The 16,475-nt window shown below is 70.2% G+C and carries 16 protein-coding genes and 1 pseudogene; 12 read left to right on the top strand and 5 right to left on the bottom strand.

From position 1 onward, the window contains the following. The first annotated feature begins 5 nt into the window (after positions 1 to 5). A complete protein-coding gene (locus A9A59_RS03260; protein ID WP_165772467.1) occupies positions 6 to 1,094 on the top strand; it encodes a DNA polymerase III subunit in 1,089 nt (362 codons plus the stop codon). After that, a complete protein-coding gene (locus tag A9A59_RS03265; protein WP_133117494.1) occupies positions 1,087 to 2,403 on the top strand; it encodes a PSP1 domain-containing protein in 1,317 nt (438 codons plus the stop codon). Before A9A59_RS03260 ends, A9A59_RS03265 begins: the two co-directional genes overlap by 8 nt. A gap of 12 nt (positions 2,404 to 2,415) precedes the next feature. Here A9A59_RS03265 and A9A59_RS03270 read toward each other — a convergent pair whose 3' ends face one another. Beyond that, positions 2,416 to 2,823 (bottom strand): DUF302 domain-containing protein, encoded by a 408-nt coding sequence (locus tag A9A59_RS03270; protein ID WP_098504783.1) that lies wholly within the window; start codon positions 2,821 to 2,823, stop codon positions 2,416 to 2,418. Positions 2,824 to 3,194: 371 nt separating this feature from the next. Here A9A59_RS03270 and A9A59_RS03275 point away from each other — a divergent pair, with 371 nt between their 5' ends. The 3 genes from A9A59_RS03275 (at position 3,195) to A9A59_RS03285 (ending at position 5,589) form a co-directional block, all read left to right on the top strand. Then, positions 3,195 to 4,403: a serine hydrolase domain-containing protein gene (locus A9A59_RS03275; RefSeq protein WP_278286769.1), complete on the top strand. Its 1,209-nt coding sequence runs from the start codon at positions 3,195 to 3,197 to the stop codon at positions 4,401 to 4,403. A gap of 357 nt (positions 4,404 to 4,760) precedes the next feature. Further along, on the top strand, positions 4,761 to 4,928 hold the full coding sequence (locus A9A59_RS13965; protein ID WP_165772468.1) for a hypothetical protein: 168 nt from the start codon (positions 4,761 to 4,763) through the stop codon (positions 4,926 to 4,928). A gap of 13 nt (positions 4,929 to 4,941) precedes the next feature. Beyond that, positions 4,942 to 5,589 carry a hypothetical protein gene (locus tag A9A59_RS03285; RefSeq protein ID WP_098502918.1) on the top strand — a complete coding sequence of 216 codons (648 nt, stop codon included), beginning with the start codon at positions 4,942 to 4,944 and terminating at the stop codon, positions 5,587 to 5,589. A gap of 799 nt (positions 5,590 to 6,388) precedes the next feature. Here A9A59_RS03285 and A9A59_RS03290 read toward each other — a convergent pair. After that, positions 6,389 to 7,327 (bottom strand): aldo/keto reductase, encoded by a 939-nt coding sequence (locus tag A9A59_RS03290; RefSeq protein ID WP_098502919.1) that lies wholly within the window; start codon positions 7,325 to 7,327, stop codon positions 6,389 to 6,391. 100 nt (positions 7,328 to 7,427) lie between these two features. Here A9A59_RS03290 and A9A59_RS03295 point away from each other — a divergent pair. Beyond that, positions 7,428 to 8,027 (top strand): annotated as a pseudogene (locus tag A9A59_RS03295) (MFS transporter); the annotation flags it as partial. An 89-nt stretch (positions 8,028 to 8,116) separates the two neighbouring features. Beyond that, the gene (locus A9A59_RS14300) at positions 8,117 to 8,773 is read left to right on the top strand and encodes an MFS transporter (protein WP_278286770.1); all 657 of its coding nucleotides are present in this window, start codon (positions 8,117 to 8,119) and stop codon (positions 8,771 to 8,773) included. Here A9A59_RS14300 and A9A59_RS03300 read toward each other — a convergent pair. The 3 genes from A9A59_RS03300 to A9A59_RS03310 form a co-directional block, all read right to left on the bottom strand. Beyond that, a complete protein-coding gene (locus A9A59_RS03300) occupies positions 8,770 to 9,252 on the bottom strand; it encodes a hypothetical protein (protein ID WP_133117495.1) in 483 nt (160 codons plus the stop codon). The two genes, A9A59_RS14300 and A9A59_RS03300, sit on opposite strands and share 4 nt — an antisense overlap. A gap of 86 nt (positions 9,253 to 9,338) precedes the next feature. Continuing rightward, complete coding sequence (locus A9A59_RS03305) at positions 9,339 to 10,250, bottom strand: 1,4-dihydroxy-2-naphthoate polyprenyltransferase (RefSeq protein WP_098502922.1); 912 nt, start codon at positions 10,248 to 10,250, stop codon at positions 9,339 to 9,341. Then, a complete protein-coding gene (locus tag A9A59_RS03310) occupies positions 10,247 to 10,942 on the bottom strand; it encodes a ubiquinone/menaquinone biosynthesis methyltransferase (RefSeq protein WP_098502923.1) in 696 nt (231 codons plus the stop codon). The genes A9A59_RS03305 and A9A59_RS03310 overlap by 4 nt, the downstream gene beginning before the upstream one ends. A 217-nt stretch (positions 10,943 to 11,159) precedes the next feature. On the opposite strand from A9A59_RS03310, the gene A9A59_RS03315 reads away from it, so the two are divergent. The 5 genes from A9A59_RS03315 (at position 11,160) to A9A59_RS03335 (ending at position 16,358) form a co-directional block, all read left to right on the top strand. After that, entirely contained in the window at positions 11,160 to 11,900 is a 741-nt protein-coding gene (locus A9A59_RS03315) for a dolichyl-phosphate beta-glucosyltransferase (RefSeq protein ID WP_098502924.1), read from the top strand. Positions 11,901 to 12,202: 302 nt separating this feature from the next. Next, entirely contained in the window at positions 12,203 to 12,955 is a 753-nt protein-coding gene (gene extP, locus A9A59_RS03320; RefSeq protein WP_098502925.1) for a selenite/tellurite reduction operon b-type cytochrome ExtP, read from the top strand. 36 nt (positions 12,956 to 12,991) lie between these two features. Next, entirely contained in the window at positions 12,992 to 13,882 is an 891-nt protein-coding gene (locus A9A59_RS03325; protein WP_098502926.1) for a cytochrome b family protein, read from the top strand. A gap of 1 nt (position 13,883) precedes the next feature. After that, complete coding sequence (locus A9A59_RS03330) at positions 13,884 to 14,492, top strand: QcrA and Rieske domain-containing protein (protein ID WP_098502927.1); 609 nt, start codon at positions 13,884 to 13,886, stop codon at positions 14,490 to 14,492. A 15-nt stretch (positions 14,493 to 14,507) separates the two neighbouring features. Beyond that, positions 14,508 to 16,358, top strand: a complete 1,851-nt coding sequence (locus A9A59_RS03335; protein ID WP_098502928.1) for a LysM peptidoglycan-binding domain-containing protein — start codon at positions 14,508 to 14,510, stop codon at positions 16,356 to 16,358. Positions 16,359 to 16,475 lie beyond the last annotated feature (117 nt).

Consider the following 16,475-nt stretch of genomic DNA (forward strand, 5'->3'; position numbering starts at 1 on the left):
GGGATATGGAGCAGGTCATCGGCCACGCCGACCTCCGCCGCGAACTCGCCGCTCTCGCCGCCAGCCCCGAGCCGCCCCACGCGCTCCTCTTCGCCGGCCCGGAGAGCACCGGCCGGGCCGTCCTCGCGCGCTATCTCGCCATGCTCCTCAACTGCGAAGCGCTCCATCCGCCGCCGGCAGCCGGGGCCTCCCTTTTCGGCGACGCGCTGCCGCCCGCTGCCTCCGCGCCCGGCGAGCCGTGCGGCGCCTGCCGGGCCTGCCGCCTCATCCTCGAAGGCGCCCACCCCGACGTGATCACCGTCGCCCCCGGCGATACCCTCTGCCGCCCGCGCGAGGGCGAGTCGCACCCCGCCCACCCCGACTCCGCCGATATCCGCATCTGCCAGGTCCGCGGCATCACCGAGCTCGTCGCCCGCTACCCCTTCGAAGCCCGCACCCGCGTCATCATCATCGACCCGGCCGACCGCCTCGCCCTCTACGCCGCGCCGGCCCTCCTCAAGACGCTCGAAGAGCCGCCCGGCCACACCGTCTTCGTCCTGGTCACCGCCGCGCCCGACCGCCTCCTCGAGACAATCATCTCCCGCTGCCGCCGGATCGATGTCCGGCCCGTCGCCCGCGCCGAGATCGAAGCCGGTCTCCTCGCTCGGGGCGTCGACCCGCGCATCGCCGCCGAGGCCGCTGCCGCCGCCCGCGGGCGCCCCGGCCGCGCCCTCGCCTTCGTCGCCGACCCCGACCTCATGGGCCAGCGCAGCCGCATCCTCGAGCGGTGCGCCCAGCTCGCCGCCGCCGGCATCCCCGCGCGCTTCGACTACGCCCGCACCCTCGCCGAGCGCTGGCGCGGCGACCAGGCCGCCGTCCGCTTCGAGCTCGAGTGCTGGGAGGCATTCTGGGAGGAGCGGCTCCGCCGCGCCGCTGCTTCCGGCGCCCGCGAGGAGCTCGCCGGCCCGCTCGAAGCCCTCCGCGCCGTCGCCGCCGCCCGCGAGCACCTCCTCGCCAACGTCCAGGCCCGGCCCGCCTTCGACCTTATGCTCCTCCGCTTCCCCCGCGTTACACTGGAACCCAGCACCGAGGAAGAACTCCCGGCCCATGCCTGAACGACCCCCGCGCGTCGCCGGCGTGCGCTTTCGAAACGCCGGCAAGATCTTCTATTTCCACGCGGCCGGCCTTCGTCTCGAACCGGGCGAATACGTCGTCGTCGAAACCGTCCGCGGGCCCGAAATCGCCCGCGTCGTCATCGCGCCCGACCAGGTCGTCGTCGATGAGCTCCCCCGCGACGAGCTCAAGCCGATCCTCCGCCTGGCCACCGAAGCCGATATCCGCCGGGCCGATGAACTCCACCGGAGGGCTCAGGAACTCCTCCCCGAGGCGCGCCGCCTCGGCGGGGAGACCGGGTTTCCCGCCCGCATCGACGCCGCCTCCTTCACCCTCGACGGGAAACGGCTGACCTTCTCCTTCACCAGCGAAGAGCGGCTCGATTACCGCGAATTCGTCCGCCGCGCCAGCCAGCAGTTCAACGCCCGCGTCGAAATGCACCAGATGGGCGCCCGCGACCGCGCCCGCCTCGCCGGCGGCTACGGCATCTGCGGCCGCGAACTCTGCTGCGCCAGCTGGCTCGAAACCTTCCCCTCCATCTCCATCCGCATGGCCAAGGACCAGGAGCTTCCGCTCAACCCCCAGAAGATCAGCGGCCTCTGCGGGCGCCTCCTCTGCTGCCTCAGCTACGAAGACGAGGGCTACCGCGAGATGCGGAAGTCGCTCCCGAAGGTCGGCCAGCGCTGCAGCACCCCAACCGGCGAGGGCAAAGTCGTCGCCATCAACATCCTCAAGCGGCAGGTCACCCTCCTCGTCGACGGCCAGCGCATCGAAGTCGGCGACCGCGACCTCGGCACCGTCGTCCGGTGGGACCCCTCCAGCAAGAGCGCGCCGCCCCCGCCCAGCATCGCGCGAGAGGAGGCGATCGCCCTCGGCCTCATCGAGCCCGACGCCGAAGACCTCGCCGAAACCCCGGCCGAGGAGCTCGAAACCGCCTTCGAACCCGGGCCCGGGCGCGGCCGGCTGCCCGGCGGCGGCCCTCGCCGCATCGTCCCGGCCCGCCCTGCGAAGGCCGAGCCTGCCGCTCCGCCGCCCGCGCAGGCGCCGCCGGCTGCTTCCCGTCCCCGCCGTCCGCGGGGGAGTGCCGAATCAGCCCAGCAGCCCGGCGCCGCCAGGCCGGCTCAGCCGGCGGCCGGACCGCAGCCCCCGGCGGGCCGCCTCTTCCGCCGCGCCGGCAGCGGCCAACAGCAGCCCCCGCCGCCCGGGGAGCCGCCGGCGCACGCAGAGGGGACCTCAGCCGGGGCATCCCGCCGGCGCCGGCGCCGCCGCGGACGGGGCGGCGGCCAGCAGCCGGCCCCCGGCGAGGACTGACCCGGGCTCCCCCTACTCGAGCGCCGCGAGCGCCGCCGCGAGCTTCTCCCGAGCCTGCTTCGCGACCTCCGCCACCTCGGCGTCCTGGACGATGCTCATCGCGGCCACCGGGTCCATCGCCTCCACGACGATGCCGCGGCCCGTATCCCGCACCACCACGTTGCAGGGCAGCAGCATGCCGACCTCCGGGTTCGCGCTCAGCGCCCGGTGCGCCAGCGGCGGATTGCACGCTCCGAGGATGAGGTAGGGAGGCATCTCCGCCCCGAGCTTCGCCTTCAGCGTTGCCTGCACATCGATCTCGGTAAGCACCCCGAAGCCCTGCGCCTTCAGCGCCTCGCGGACCGCCTCCACCGCCTGGTGGAACGGCAGCCCCGTCTCCCGGCGCAGGCCAAACGTCAGCTGTTCGATCGTTGCGGTCATGGCAATCACCTCCTCCTCCCACCGTAGCAGAAACCGGCCCCTCCCCGGTGAAGCGGAAACCCCACCCCCGCCGGCGTCCCTGCCCCAGGGAGGAGGGAGCCGCACCCCCGCTGCCACCCGTCCCCGAGGGAGGAGGGAGCGCCGCCCCGCCGTTTCTCCCCGCCCAAGGGAGGAGCCTGGAGCTTGCCCCACCCCCGGCCGCCCCACCCCAGCCTGGAGCCTCGAGGTTGGAGCCTGACAGGACAAACGCGCCGACCACACCCGCTCCCTCCTCCCCCGGGGCGGTGCAGGGGTGGCCGGGGCGGGGCTCCCTCCTCCCTCCTCCCTCCCGTATCATGCGCCTACCTTTCGACACCGGAGTTTCAACGCACGTGGAGACCTCACCCCGCAGCGCCGGCTTCTCCCCGGCCCGCCTCGACCGCATCACCGCCCACCTCGAACGCCACTACATCGAGCCCGGCAAAATCGCCGGCTGCCAGCTCCTCGTCGCACGCCATGGCATCCCCGCCTACTTCCGCTCATTCGGCTTCATGGACCGCGAGCGCCGGCGCCCCATGCGCGACGACACCATCTTTCGCATCTACTCCATGACCAAGCCGATCACCTCCGTCGCCCTCATGCAGCTCTTCGAAGAAGCGCGCTTCATGCTGAACGACCCCGTCGCGCGCTACCTCCCCTCGTGGGAGCACCAGCGCGTCTGGGTCAGCGGCGACGGCGACGAGATGGAAACGAAGGCGCCGAACCGTCCCGTCTCGTTCAGGCACGTGCTCAGCCACACCGCCGGCCTCACCTACGGCGCCACCAACCACCCCGTCGATAAGGCCTACCGCCGGCTCGGCATCCAGCGCGGCCCCGGCGAAACCCTCGATACCTTCGTCGAAAAGCTCGGCCGGGCGCCCCTTCGCTATGAACCCGGGGAACGGTGGATGTACTCCTTCGCAACCGACGTCTGCGGCGCCCTCGTCGAGCGGATCTCCGGCCGGCGGCTCGATGCATACTTCCGCGAACGCATCTTCGAACCGCTCGGCATGACCGACACCGCCTTCTTCGTCCCGCCCGAGAAGCAGGAGCGGTTCGCTGCCAACTACCAGCGCCAGCCCGATAAGACGCTCAAGCTCATCGACGACCCCGAGACCAGCAGCTACCTCCGCGAGCCGTCGTTCCTCTCTGGCGGGGGCGGGCTGGTCGGCACAACCCGCGATTACTTGCGCTTCTGCGAAATGCTCCGCCGCGGGGGCGAACTCGATGGCGCCCGCATCATCAGCAGCCGCACGCTCGAACTGATGACCCGCAGCCACCTGCCCGGCGGCCAGGACCTCACCAGCCTCGCAATCGGCGCCTTCTCGGAGACCGCGAACGAGGGCGTCGGCTTCGGTCTCGGCTTCGCCGTCACCCTCGATGCCGCCCGCGCCGGCACCCTCGGCGAGGGCGACTACTACTGGGGCGGCGCCGCCTCCACCATCTTCTGGGTCGACCCCCGCGAAGACCTCGTCTGCATCTTCATGACCCAGCTCATGCCGTCAGGCACCTTCAACTTCCGCGGCCAGCTCAAGAACCTCATCTACTCCGCTATCGACTGAGCCCCGCCCCTTCAACCTCCTCCCTCGTCCCTCCCCCCAGTCAATAGATGGTTAAGATGACATTGACAACCCATGCAGCACGAACTAGGCTCGGATGACCGGACTCGGCGGAGGGTTTTGATGTTGAAGACGGTAATCCAGCATAGCTTCAGGGAAGCGCGGTCCCGGCTCCAGTGGATCGCTTTGCTCGCGACTGTTCTCCTCTTCGCGGGCGCCTCTCCGGCAGGCGCCGGTCCCGCGACAGTTACGCTGAACGCCGGCGGATGCATCGGGTACGGCCAGTCCTGGCTCAGCTACCCTGCCGGATACACGGGAACCACTGGCTGCAGCGGGAGTTCCCGCTACCTCTCGGGCACCGTGGTTCAACAGAACGGAACCTCACGCACGCTTGCCGGCGGGTGGTATTCCGGGGACATCGTCTGGGGCAACATCGGCAATCCATCACCGGTAACCGCTGCGGCCGGGACGCATGCCCTGCAGTTCATCACCGCATTCGATGGCTACTACGGCACCAACACCTGGTAACGGAGGGTACGCAGTGCGCCGCATCATCTTCACGCTTGGCATCTTCACGGCCGCAGCCGTCGCCGGTACATGGCTGTTCTTCACCGGCGGGTCCCCGGCAGCCGACGCCAGCCCCGGCTCGCTCGACCGGGATGGCCGCGTCGTTGTCTGGCCCGGCCAGGCCGAACTCGCCCGCAGCGAGGGCGACCTCCTTGCCGCCGAAATCCTCTCGGATGGCCGGCTGTCATACGAGGAGTACGATCGCGTGACCCGCGCGTTCGTCGCCTGCGTCGAGGCCCGGGGCGGCCAGCTTGCACGCCCGCTGGTCCCCGGCCCGCTCCAGGTGTACGCCATCGAGTTCGCCTTCCCGCCCCGGGCCGAGGGCGATGCCGCCATCGCTGCCGCAAGCCAGGCAGCGGTCGACGCCTGCGCCTCGCCGACCTACGCCCGCATCAGCGCCATCTGGTCCCAGGCGCACCAGCCGTCGCCGGCGCAGCTGCGTGACGCTCACGTTCAGCTCGTCGGCTGCCTGCGCGCCGAGGGCCTCGAGATTCCCGAAGCCGCTGCCGCCGGCGGCAGCCTCCTTCCCTTCGTCCGGGATGACATGGACGCCTTCGTCCGCTGCTCCGGGCCCGTGAGCGACGCACTCGGCATGTCTCCCGCCTACTTCGCCGGCACCTGACCTCACCCCCACCAGGCACCCCACCCCAGGGAGGAGGGACCCCCGCCCCTCCCTTCTTCCCCACCCTGGGATGAGGGAGGAGGAGCCCGGCCCCGGCTGTCACCCGTCCCCGAGGGAGGAGGGACCCCCGCCCCTCCCTTCTTCCCCACCCAGGGATGAGGGAGGAGGGTGCCCGGCCCCGGCTGTCACCCGTCCCCCAGCGCGGAGGTTGGAGCTTGAAGGTTGAAGCTTGACCGAATAGGCGCGCCGGCCACCCTTGCTGCCAGCTCCCAGCTCCCAGCTCCCAGCTCCCCGCTCCCTCCTCCCTCGGTGGGGCAGCTGGGCCGGGCGGGGCTCCCTCCTCCCTTCTCCCTCCTCCCTCGGTGGGGCAGCTGGGCCGGGCGGGGCTCCCTCCTCCCTTCTCCCTCCTCCCTCGGTGGGGCAGCTGGGCCGGGCGGGGCTCCCTCCTCCCTCCTCCCTTGGCGGGGCAGCTGGGCCGGGCGGGGCTCCCTCCTCCCTCCTCCCTCCTCCCTTGGCGGGGCAGCTGGGCCGGGCGGGGCTCCCTTCTCCCTCCTCCCTCCTCCCTTGGCGGGGCAGCTGGGCCGGGCGGGGCTCCCTTCTCCCTCCTCCCTCCTCCCTTGGCGGGGCAGCTGGGCCGGGCGGGGCTCCCTTCTCCCTCCTCCCTTGGCGGGGCAGCTGGGCCGGGCGGGGCTCCCTTCTCCCTCCTCCCTTGGCGGGGCAGCTGGGCCGGGCGGGGCTCCCTTCTCCCTCCTCCCTTCTCCCTCGGGGCGGTGGGGGGCGGCCGGGGCGGGGCTCCCTCTTACCGCGTAATCGCGTCTACCTCCGCCAGCTCCTCCGCCGTCAGCCGCCACGCGGCCGCCGCCACGTTCTGGTCCACCTGCTCCGGGCGCGTCGCGCCCGCAATCACGCTCCCCACGTGCGGCTGGCTCGCCAGCCACCCGATCGCCAGGTCCACCATCCCCTTCCCCCGCGCCTGCGCGAACGCCTCCAGCTTCTCCAGGATCGCGAAATTCCGGTCCGTCAGTACCCGCGCCGCCATCGGCCCCGCGTTCGCCAGCCGCGTGCCCGCCGGGAGCTCCTCCCCCTTCCGGTACTTCCCGGTCAGGAAACCGCTCGCCAGCGGGAAGTAGGGCAGGATGCTCAGCCCGTAGGCGTTGCACGCCGGCACCAGCTCCGCCTCGATCCGCCGGTCGAGCAGGTTGTACTCGTTCTGCGCCGAAATGAACGGCGTCACATTCAGCCGCTGCGCCACGAAGTGCGCCTCCGCCGCCTGCCAGGCCGCAAAGTTCGAATGCCCGATGTACCGCACCTTCCCCTGCCGCACCAGGTCGTCCAGCGCCCGCAGCGTCTCCTCGATCGGCGTGTGCGGGTCCGGCCGGTGCACCTGGTACAGGTCGATGTAGTCCGTATCCAGCCGCCGCAGCGAATCCTCCACCGCCTGCATGATGTACTTCCGCGAGGCGCCCATCCGGTGCGGCCCCTCGCCCATCTTCATCCCGAACTTCGTCGCAATGACCACCTTCTCCCGGTGGCCCTTCAGGATTTTTCCGAGGAACTCCTCCGAGCGGCCGCCCCCGCCGTACACATCCGCCGTGTCGAACAGCGTGATCCCGAGGTCGAGCGCGCGGTGCACCACCGCCTTCGAATGCTCGAAATCGCAGCGGATGCCGAAGTTGTTGCAGCCGAGCCCCACGAGCGATACCTCGAGGCCCGACCGGCCGAGATGCCGGAATTCCATGCTGGTTGCTCCTGCGAATGTGCTGGTGGCGCGAAGTATACGCGCCAGGCGGCCCGCTTCTGCCCGCGCCCGCCCCGATTGTTCCTGCTACGCTAACCAAATGCTCGAGCTCCCGGCCAGCCCGGCCCCCGCCGGCGGCCCCTTCGCCTCCCTCCGCTACCAGCAGTTCCGCTGGCTCTTCGCCTCCAACATCGCCTTCTTCTTCGCGATGAACGGCCAGTTCGTCGTGCGCTCCGTCCTCGCCTACCGGCTCACCGGCAGCGAACTCGCCCTCGGCCTCATCAACCTCGTCGTCGCCATCCCGATGCTCGTCGTCTCCCCCTTCGGCGGCGTCGTCGCCGACCGCGTCGAAAAGCGCCGGCTGATCATGACCGGCCAGGCCGTCCTCGTCGCCTCCGAGCTGGCCGTCTTCGTCCTCCTCGTCCTCGGCCTGCTCGAGTTCTGGCACCTGCTCGCCGCGGTCTTCGTCATGGGCTGCACCTTCCCGTTCATCATGCCGGCGCGGCAGGCGATCGTCGCCAGCATCGTCGGCCGCCAGGGCATGGCGAACGCCATGGCCCTCCAGATGGGCGGCATGAACGCCGCCCGCGTCGTCGGCCCGGTCCTCGCCGGGCTGATCATCGCCGTCGCCGGCGTTCGCTGGGTCTACGCCGTCGCCGTCACCCTCTACGCCCTCGCCTTCTTCTCCATGGCCCACGTCCACCGCGCGCCCCCGCCGACGGCGCCCGCGGGCGCCCGGTCTGGTCCGAGCTGCTCGGCGGGCTCCGCTACGCCGCCGGCGACCCGCCCGTGCGGGCCCTCCTTCTCCTTTCGATCATTCCTATCCTGCTCGCCATGCCGTTCCAGGCGCTCCTCGTCGTCTTCGCCGATGACGTCTGGCACGTCGGCGCCGGCGGGCTCGGCGTCCTCCAGGCCGCGGCCGGGCTCGGCGGCATCGCCGGCTCCTTCTGGGTCGCCTTCACCAGCGAGTCCCCCCGCAAGCTCCGCCTGATGATGAGCACCCTCCTCGCCTTCGCCGGGAGCCTCCTCCTCTTCTCCCTCAGCCCCTGGTTCCTGCTCGCGCTCCCGCTCGTCTTCGCCGCCGATGTCTTCGCCAGCGCCTTCACCACCACGGTGAACACGCTGATCCAGGTGCTGATCCCCGATGAGGTCCGCGGCCGGGTGATGAGCCTGATGATGATGACCTTCGGCCTCACCCCGCTCGGCACCGTCCCCGTCAGCGCCCTCGCCGAAGCGCTCGGTGCGCCCGCGGCCGTGGCGATCGCCTCGGTGGTGACCGTCGCGCTCTCCCTGGCCCTGCTGGCCGCCAGCCGGGCGCTGCGCGGCATCGACAGCACCGTCGCCCGCGCCCTCGAAGCCGAGGCGACCGCCGCCGCACCTGGCTTCCGCCCCGGCGCTCCGCCCGGCGCCCCCGCGTGGGGCGGCCGCGCCCCCGATGTCGGCTAGTCCGCCGCCGGCGGCTGCTCGAACCGCTCGTAGATCAGGTCCGCTTCCTTCGACAGCAGGTCGCGCAGGCTCTGCAGCATCCGCTCCGCATCGTGCCGGATGGTGTGCAGGCCCTGGAGGTCGCCCTCTTCCACCCGGCGGACCTCCACCTGCAGGTCGGCGGCCTCCGCTTCGAGCCGGCGGAGCTGGGCCGCCAGCTGCCGGAGCCGCGGTTCGGTCCACGGCGCATCGCGCAGGATCTCGGCGTAGAGCCCGTCGGCCCGTTCCACCTCCAGCCGGTGCTCGCGCAGCGCCTCGATCACCTTCGCCAGCTCCTGCCCTACCCGCTCAGCCCACGCGCGTTCACGCATCGGCTGGGGCCGCCGCAGCGCCGCGAGGAGCGCATCCTGCGCGACGAGCAGGCCGTTCTGCGTCCGCTCTGCCCCGGCCAGGGCCGATTGCTGGAGGTCGGTCAGTGCCGGTGTTCCCCTGCCGGTCATGGACATCACCTCCCGCTCGTGCAGGATACGGCCCGGGGGTACGCCGCCCGTGCCGCACCTCATTGTAAAGAGTCGATGGCCCCGGGTCAGGGCTGGATGGCGATCGCGGCCGCCCAGAGCAGCGCATGCCAGAGCGCAAACCGGGCGGTCGCCTTCAGCACGGGGTTCAGGTCGCGCCCGCTCGTCCCGCCGAGCACCTGCCGCAGGTTCGGCCACGCGAGCACACCGGCCGCAGCCGCCGCCGCTGCCCCCAGCGGCGCGTCACCGGCCACCGTCGCCGCGGCAGGCACCGCCAGCGCAACGCCCAGCAGCACGGCGAACCACCAGCGCGTCCCCCGGTCGCCGAGCACCACCCCGAGCGTCACCTTGCCGGTCCGCCGGTCGGTGGGGATGTCGCGCAGGTTGTTCACCACGAGGATCGTCGTCACCGTCGCCCCGACCGGCACCGCCGCCCAGAAGCTGAACCAGGTGAGCTCCCCCGCCTGCACGTAGTACGTCCCCATCACGGCCACGAGCCCGAAGAAGACGAACGTGAACAGGTCACCGAGCGCGTGGTACCCCACCGGCCACGGCCCGCCGGTGTAGATTACCGCCGCGACGATGCTCGCAAGGCCGACCGCCACAATCGGCCAGCCGCCAACCCATGCCAGGTAAATGCCGACCACGAATGCCATGCCGAACGACGCCGCCATCCCGGCCTTCAGCTCCCGCGGCGTCAGCAGGCCGAGCTGGCTCGCCCGCGGCGGCCCCAGCCGGTCCGGCGTATCGGCGCCGCGCTCATGGTCGAAGACGTCGTTCGCGAAGTTCGCGCCAACCTGCAGGCAGAGCGCCCCGAACAGCGCTGCGAGCGCCGGCAGGGGCGCGAAGGCATCATCCCGGACCGCGGCCGCTGTGCCCACCGCCACCGGCGCCGCTGCGGCCGTCAGCGTCGGCAGGCGCGCCGCCATCCGCCACGCCTGCAGCCGGCCCGGGCGCGTCCCCGCTGCCGCGGCCGTCATCGCCGCTCCGCCGTGATCGACTGGATGGCGCCGAACATCGGCCGCCGCTTCCGGATGCGGCGGAATCCCGCCTCGCGCAGCATGCGGACCATCTCCGTCTCCTCCGGCAGGTAGGCCGCCGATTCGGGCAGGTAGTGGTAGGCCGCCCGGTCGGCCAGCAGCCCGCCCACCCGCGGCACCACCTTCTGGAAATACAGGCGGTGCCCCGCCGCGACCAGCGGATTCCCCGGGCGGTCCACCTCCAGCAGGCCCAGGCGCCCGCCCGGCTCGAGCACCCGGGCCAGCTCGGCGAGCACCGGCGGAATCGCCACAAAGTTCCGCAGCGCAAAGCCCGAGACCGCCACCGTGAACGCCCCATCGCGGAACGGCAGCCGCAGGGCATCGCCCTGGACCCATGCCGCTGTCTCACCGGAGCGCGCGGCCGCCTGCTGGAGCATCCCGCGGCTGAAATCGAGCCCGACGGCCAGCGCCCCGCGCGCCCGGCAGAGCTCGACGAAATCGCCCGTGCCGCAGGCCAGGTCGAGCACCACATCGGCCGGGCTTACCGCCAGCCGCTCGACCAGCGCCATCCGCCAGCGCTGGTCCGCCCCGAAGGTCATCAGCCGGTTCACCCGGTCGTACGAGGGCGAAATCCGGTCAAACATCGCGCGGACCGCGCGGGCCTTCTCCTCGGGCGGGGGCAGGTGCGCCATCGGCCGTATTGTCGCAAGCCCGCCCCTACCGCGCAGTCAGCCCCGGCGCTCTGCCCCGCCCCTCGCCTACCCCTGCCCGAGCGTGGAGCTTGAAGCTCGGAGCTTGACGGACTCGAGGTGTCGGCCAAACTCGCTCCCCGCTCCCCGCTCCCCGCTCCCAGCTCCCCGCTCCCCGCTCCCATCGACACTCTCCCCCCCCGGGCCCCACAATCACCCCATGACCGAGCCGCGGCCCCGCGTCGATGTCGTCATCCCCTGCTACAACGAGGTCAAAGTCCTCGAGCAGAGCACCCTCGCCACCCTCGCCCTCTTCGACCAAAACCCCCAGTACGACTGGCGCCTCGTCATCGCCGATAACGGCTCCACCGACGGCACCTCCGAGCTCGCCCGCCGCCTCGCCGCCGAACATCCCCGTGTCCATGCCCTCGTCCTCGAGGTCAAAGGCCGCGGCCTCGCCCTCCGCGAAGCCTGGCTCCAGAGCGACGCCGACATCGTCAGCTACATGGATGTCGACCTCTCTACCGACCTCGCCCACCTGCCGGAGCTCATCGCCCTCGTCGCCGAGCGCGGCTGCGACGTGGCCATCGGCTCCCGGCTCGCCCGGGGCGCGAAAGTCAAACGCCAGCTCAAGCGCGAAATCACCAGCCGCGGCTACGTCGCCCTCATCCGGCTCACCTTCCCCCGCCTCCGCATCACCGATGCCCAGTGCGGCTTCAAGGCCCTCAGCCGCCGCGCCGTCGAGCTCGTCGTCCCCCGGATCGAAAACCGCATGTGGTTCTTCGATACCGAGCTCCTCATCCTCGCTCACCAGGCCGGACTCAGGATCTGCGAGCTCCCCGTCCGCTGGGTCGAAGACCCGGACACCAAGGTCAAAATCGTGAGCACCGCCATCGAAGACATCCGCGGGCTGCTCCGCATGCGCTTCCGCCGCCCGCAGCACCGAACGCACGCGGCCTGACCGTTCCGCACTTGCTTACATCCGAACGTCAAGGTTGGCCGCGCGTGTGGGCTCGCGGTTTGATCCGCTCCCTGCCCGATGGTATAACTCAGCCTTGCTACAGGATTCACAAAGTTCCCGCACCGGGGCCTGCTGCGCCCCGCAGCCGGGGAGGGGGAGGCCGGCCGCATGGAATGGGCTAATCTACCGCACGACTTCGCAGAACCCCTCGAACTCGTTATCGTCGCGATCTCCATCACCGCCATGCTCGGGATCCTCGTGCTCTTCGGGCAGTGGTGGCAGAAATAAGGCAGGAAGACCGCATGGCCGTCGAAGCACCACCCAAGCCAACCCTCGCCGATAAGATCTACGACAGGCTCTTCCACAACTACGTCTGGAAGTCCATCTTCCGCACCGGCTACCCGAACACGCCGCGCAACCAGATGCTCATCGTTGCGACGAACGTGTTCCTCCACCTCCACCCGACCCGCATCCACCGCACCCACGTCAAAATCACCCACACCTACTGCCTCGGTGGCCTCTCCTTCTTCATGTTCCTCGGGCTCACGGTCACCGGCATCCTGCTGATGTTCTACTACGTGCCCTCCGTCGAGCGGGCCTACCTCGATATCCAGAACATCACCACCACCGTCCAGTTCGGCCAGCTGATGCGCAACATGCACCGCTGGATGGCCCACGCCATGGTCATCCTCGTCTTCCTCCACATGATGCGCGTCTTCTACACCGGCGCCTACAAACCGCCGCGCGAATTCAACTGGGTCGTCGGCGTCATCCTCCTCGTCCTCACCTTCCTCCTCAGCTTCACCGGCTACCTCCTCCCGTGGGACCAGCTTGCCTTCTGGGCCATCACCGTCGGCTCCGAAATCGCCGGCTCGGCGCCCGTCCTCGGCCCCAAGACCCGCTTCTGGATGCTCGGCGGCTTCGAAGTCGGCCCCAACGCCCTCATCCGCTTCTACACGCTCCACGTCATCGGCCTGCCGCTGCTCGCCGCCATCTTCATGGCCGTCCACTTCTGGCGCATCCGCCGCGACGGCGGCCTCGCCCGGCCGCTCTAGGCCCGGGCTCCACACCAGGTTGAGAGAGGGGAACGCATGGCAACCGCAGTCGTAGCCCGCCCCGTCGCGCGCCCGCAGCCCCGCGCGCGCGACGAAGAGGTCCTCGTCTGGCCCGACCTCATCTTCATCGAATTCATCTCGGCGCTCGTCTTCACCGTCGGCCTCCTCATCCTGTCGACGTTCATGAACGCGCCGCTCCTCGACCAGGCGAACCCCGACGTCACCCCCAACCCCTCCAAGGCGCCGTGGTACCTCCTCAACCTGCAGGAGCTCCTCCTCCACATGAACGCAGCCATGGCCGGCATCATCGTGCCGACCGTCTGGCTCATCCTCCTCGCCGCCTTCCCGTACTTCGACCGCGATAACGAAGGCCAGGGCGCCTGGTTCGCCACCGAAAACGCCTGGCGCATCACCATCGTCTCCGGCATCGTCGCCTTCGTCGGCACCTGGCTCCTCATCCTCTGGGATACCGGCAAAATCGCCTACTTCCTCAATGCCTGGTTCGGCCTCTCCGGCGGCGATACCTTCCGCTTCCTCGAGAACGTCCGCTCCATGCAGTCCCAGCTCCCCTGGCCCGAGTGGTCGCGCAGCATCACCTACCTCCCCTTCGAGCTGCGCATCCTCGATGGCACCGGCCGCGGCGGCCCAACCACCTTCCAGCACCTCGATTTCCCCGGCTGGCTCGTCGAGCAGGCGATTCCCATCACCGCCCTCGTCGGCCTTCCCAGCCTGCTCATCTACACCCTCTGGCGGATGGGCTGGGTGGTGAGCCGCCGCGATGCGCTCCTCGCCCTCTTCACCGGGTTCGTCGTCGTCTTCGGCGTCCTCACCCTGGTGGGCACGGCGTTCCGCGGCCAGGGCCAGGAGCTCGTCATGCCCTGGCAGCTCAAGGTGAGCGAAGGCATCCCGGGCGAGGAGGCGCACTGACATGGCACAGGCTCAACCCGCTCCCCGCGCAACCGGGCGCATCGAACGCGCCCGCCAGATCGAAGCCCGCAAGCTCGCGCGCCGCTCCTTCCTCCGCGTGAGCGCCTTCTCCGGCCTCGCCCTCTTCACCGGCGGCCTCATCGCCAGCTTCCTCGGCTTCTTCAACCTCCGGAAGCCCACCGGCTTCGGCGGCACCGTCACCGTCACGCCCGACCGCATCCCGCGGCCCGGCGCCGACCCGGTCCGCATCCCCGAGGGCAAGTTCTGGCTCGTCAACCTGAACGGCCCGGAGGGCGACGTCCTCCAGGCCGGCGGGACCGGCGGCCTCCTCGCCCTCTACTGGAAGTGCCCCCACCTCGGCTGCACCGTCCCGTGGAACCCCGCCTTCAACGGCGCCGCGGTCAACTTCCCCGGCATCATCGGCTGGTTCCGCTGCCCCTGCCACGGCTCCACCTACTCGAAGGCCGGCATCCGCGTCTATGGCCCCGCACCCCGGCCGATGGACACCATGGCCATCAAGGTCAACGGCGACGGCTCCGTGAGCGTCAATACCGGCCAGATCACCGGCGGCGCGGCCGATAACCCCCTCCGCGCTGTACCGTACGCCTGACCCGAGGAGGTTCGATTGAACACCCAAAAGCAGATCATCCTGATCGTCGCCCTCCTCTTCATGACTGTCGGCGGCTGTGCGGCCTACGCCGCCATCGACCTCCCGGTCCGCGCCCCCTCCCAGGAGGAGTGGACGCTCAATGAATCCCGCGAGCGCGGCGCCCTCCTCTACGCCAATAACTGCCGCACCTGCCACGGCAACCGCGGCGAAGGCGGCGTCGGCCTCCCCCTCGATACCCCCGAGCTGAAGAACCAGGACCCCCTCGTCCTCGCCGCCAACAAGGCGATGATCCGCCGCACGCTCTACTGCGGCCGGGCCGGCACCCTCATGCAGCCCTGGCTCAACACCAACGGCGGGTCCCTCAACGCTATCCAGATCGAACACCTCATCAACCTGATCACCGCCCCCGAGGACACCGAAGTCGACGGCGTCCCCACCTCAAAGTGGTGGCTCGAAGCCGAGCACTTCGCCCACAACCTGAACACTGAGCTCTCGGCCCTCGTGGGCGGCGATACGCTCTCCACCATCGCGAAGGCTCACGGCATCGGCTACCGGGAGATTTCGGCTGCGAACGGCAACCGGAACGTTGACGAGATCCTTCCGAAGAACACCCGCGTCCGCATCCCCGGCTTCAAGGCCCGTCCGGACGGCTACATCTACACCGTCTACAAAGACAACGAGACGCTCCGCAAAATCGCCGACAGCCAGCTCGTTGGCCCCGTCATCATCGCCGACCTCAACGGGCTGAAATACACCTTCGAAGAAAAGCGCGGCGTCGCCACCCTCCAGCTCCTCACCGAAGATGGCAAGCCCCGCGCCGGTCTCTTCCCGGGCGAAATCCTGGAGCTCCCCGAAGGCGCGACCTACATCGTCGCCGCCGGTGATACCCCTGCCTCCATCGCCGAGCAGCATGGCATCACCGTCGCCGACCTCCGCCGCCTCAACCCTGCCATCTTTGAGGGGGTGAACGATACCGACCCCCTGGAGCACCGCCGGCAGCTCAACCTGCCCAGCCTCGTCTACATCGCCCGCGAAGGCGATACGCTCCAGGCGATTGCCGAGGCCCATGGCATCACCGACGTCGCCGGCCTCGCGCAGCTGAACAACCTCGACGCCGGCGCCCCGGTCGTGAACCCCGGCCAGGAGATCCGCCTCCCGAACGGCACCCGCTACATCGTCGGTCTCGCGGACACCTGGGAGTCCGTCGCCCGCAGCCACAAGACCACCGCCGCCGAGCTCGCCCGCGCCAACGGCAGCGACCCCGCTACCCCGCTCAGCCAGGATGTCGTCCTGCAGCTGCCGAAGATCGACCGGTACACCGTCAAGGGCCAGACCCTCGATGAGGTCGCCGAGGGCTTCGCCAACGTCACCGCCGCGACCCTCGCAGAGGCCAACGGCATCCAGCCCGACTCCGTGCTCGCCATCGGCACCACCCTGAAGCTGCCCGACTCCGCGTGGGGTACCGCCCCGCCCGATGCCATCAACCCCGGCACCGCCTGCGTCCAGTACGCCATCCCCAATGCGGTCTTCGCAACACTGCCCGGCCTCGGCACGCCGGTCACCATCGAAAAGCCGGAGGAGTTCAGCACCGAGGTGACCATTGAGGCGCACGCCAACGACTGGACGGTCGTTGCGGATGGCCAGCGGAAGGAGCCCAACATGGGCGGTGTGAAGGTGAAGCCCGGCACCACCATCACCTTCACCTCCATCGTCGGCCTCCACAACATCGTCTTCAACGGCGAGGCCCAGGGCCCCGACCTGAAGCAGGGCGACACCCGCCAGATCACCATGAACACGCCCGGCGAGTACAAAGTCACCTGCGACTACCACCCGCCCATGCTCGCCTACATCTGGGTGGAAGAGTAGCGCCTCACACTCGGGTGCATACAAAGGGGGCCGGGCAACGGCCCCCTTCGTTTGACCGCCGCATCCCAGCTCCGTACGATCCGGGCGATTCACCGCGCCCGCGCGCAAATCTCCAAA

The sequence above is a fragment of the Tepidiforma thermophila genome (assembly GCF_002563855.1).
In the GTDB taxonomy this organism is placed as follows: domain Bacteria; phylum Chloroflexota; class Dehalococcoidia; order Tepidiformales; family Tepidiformaceae; genus Tepidiforma; species Tepidiforma thermophila.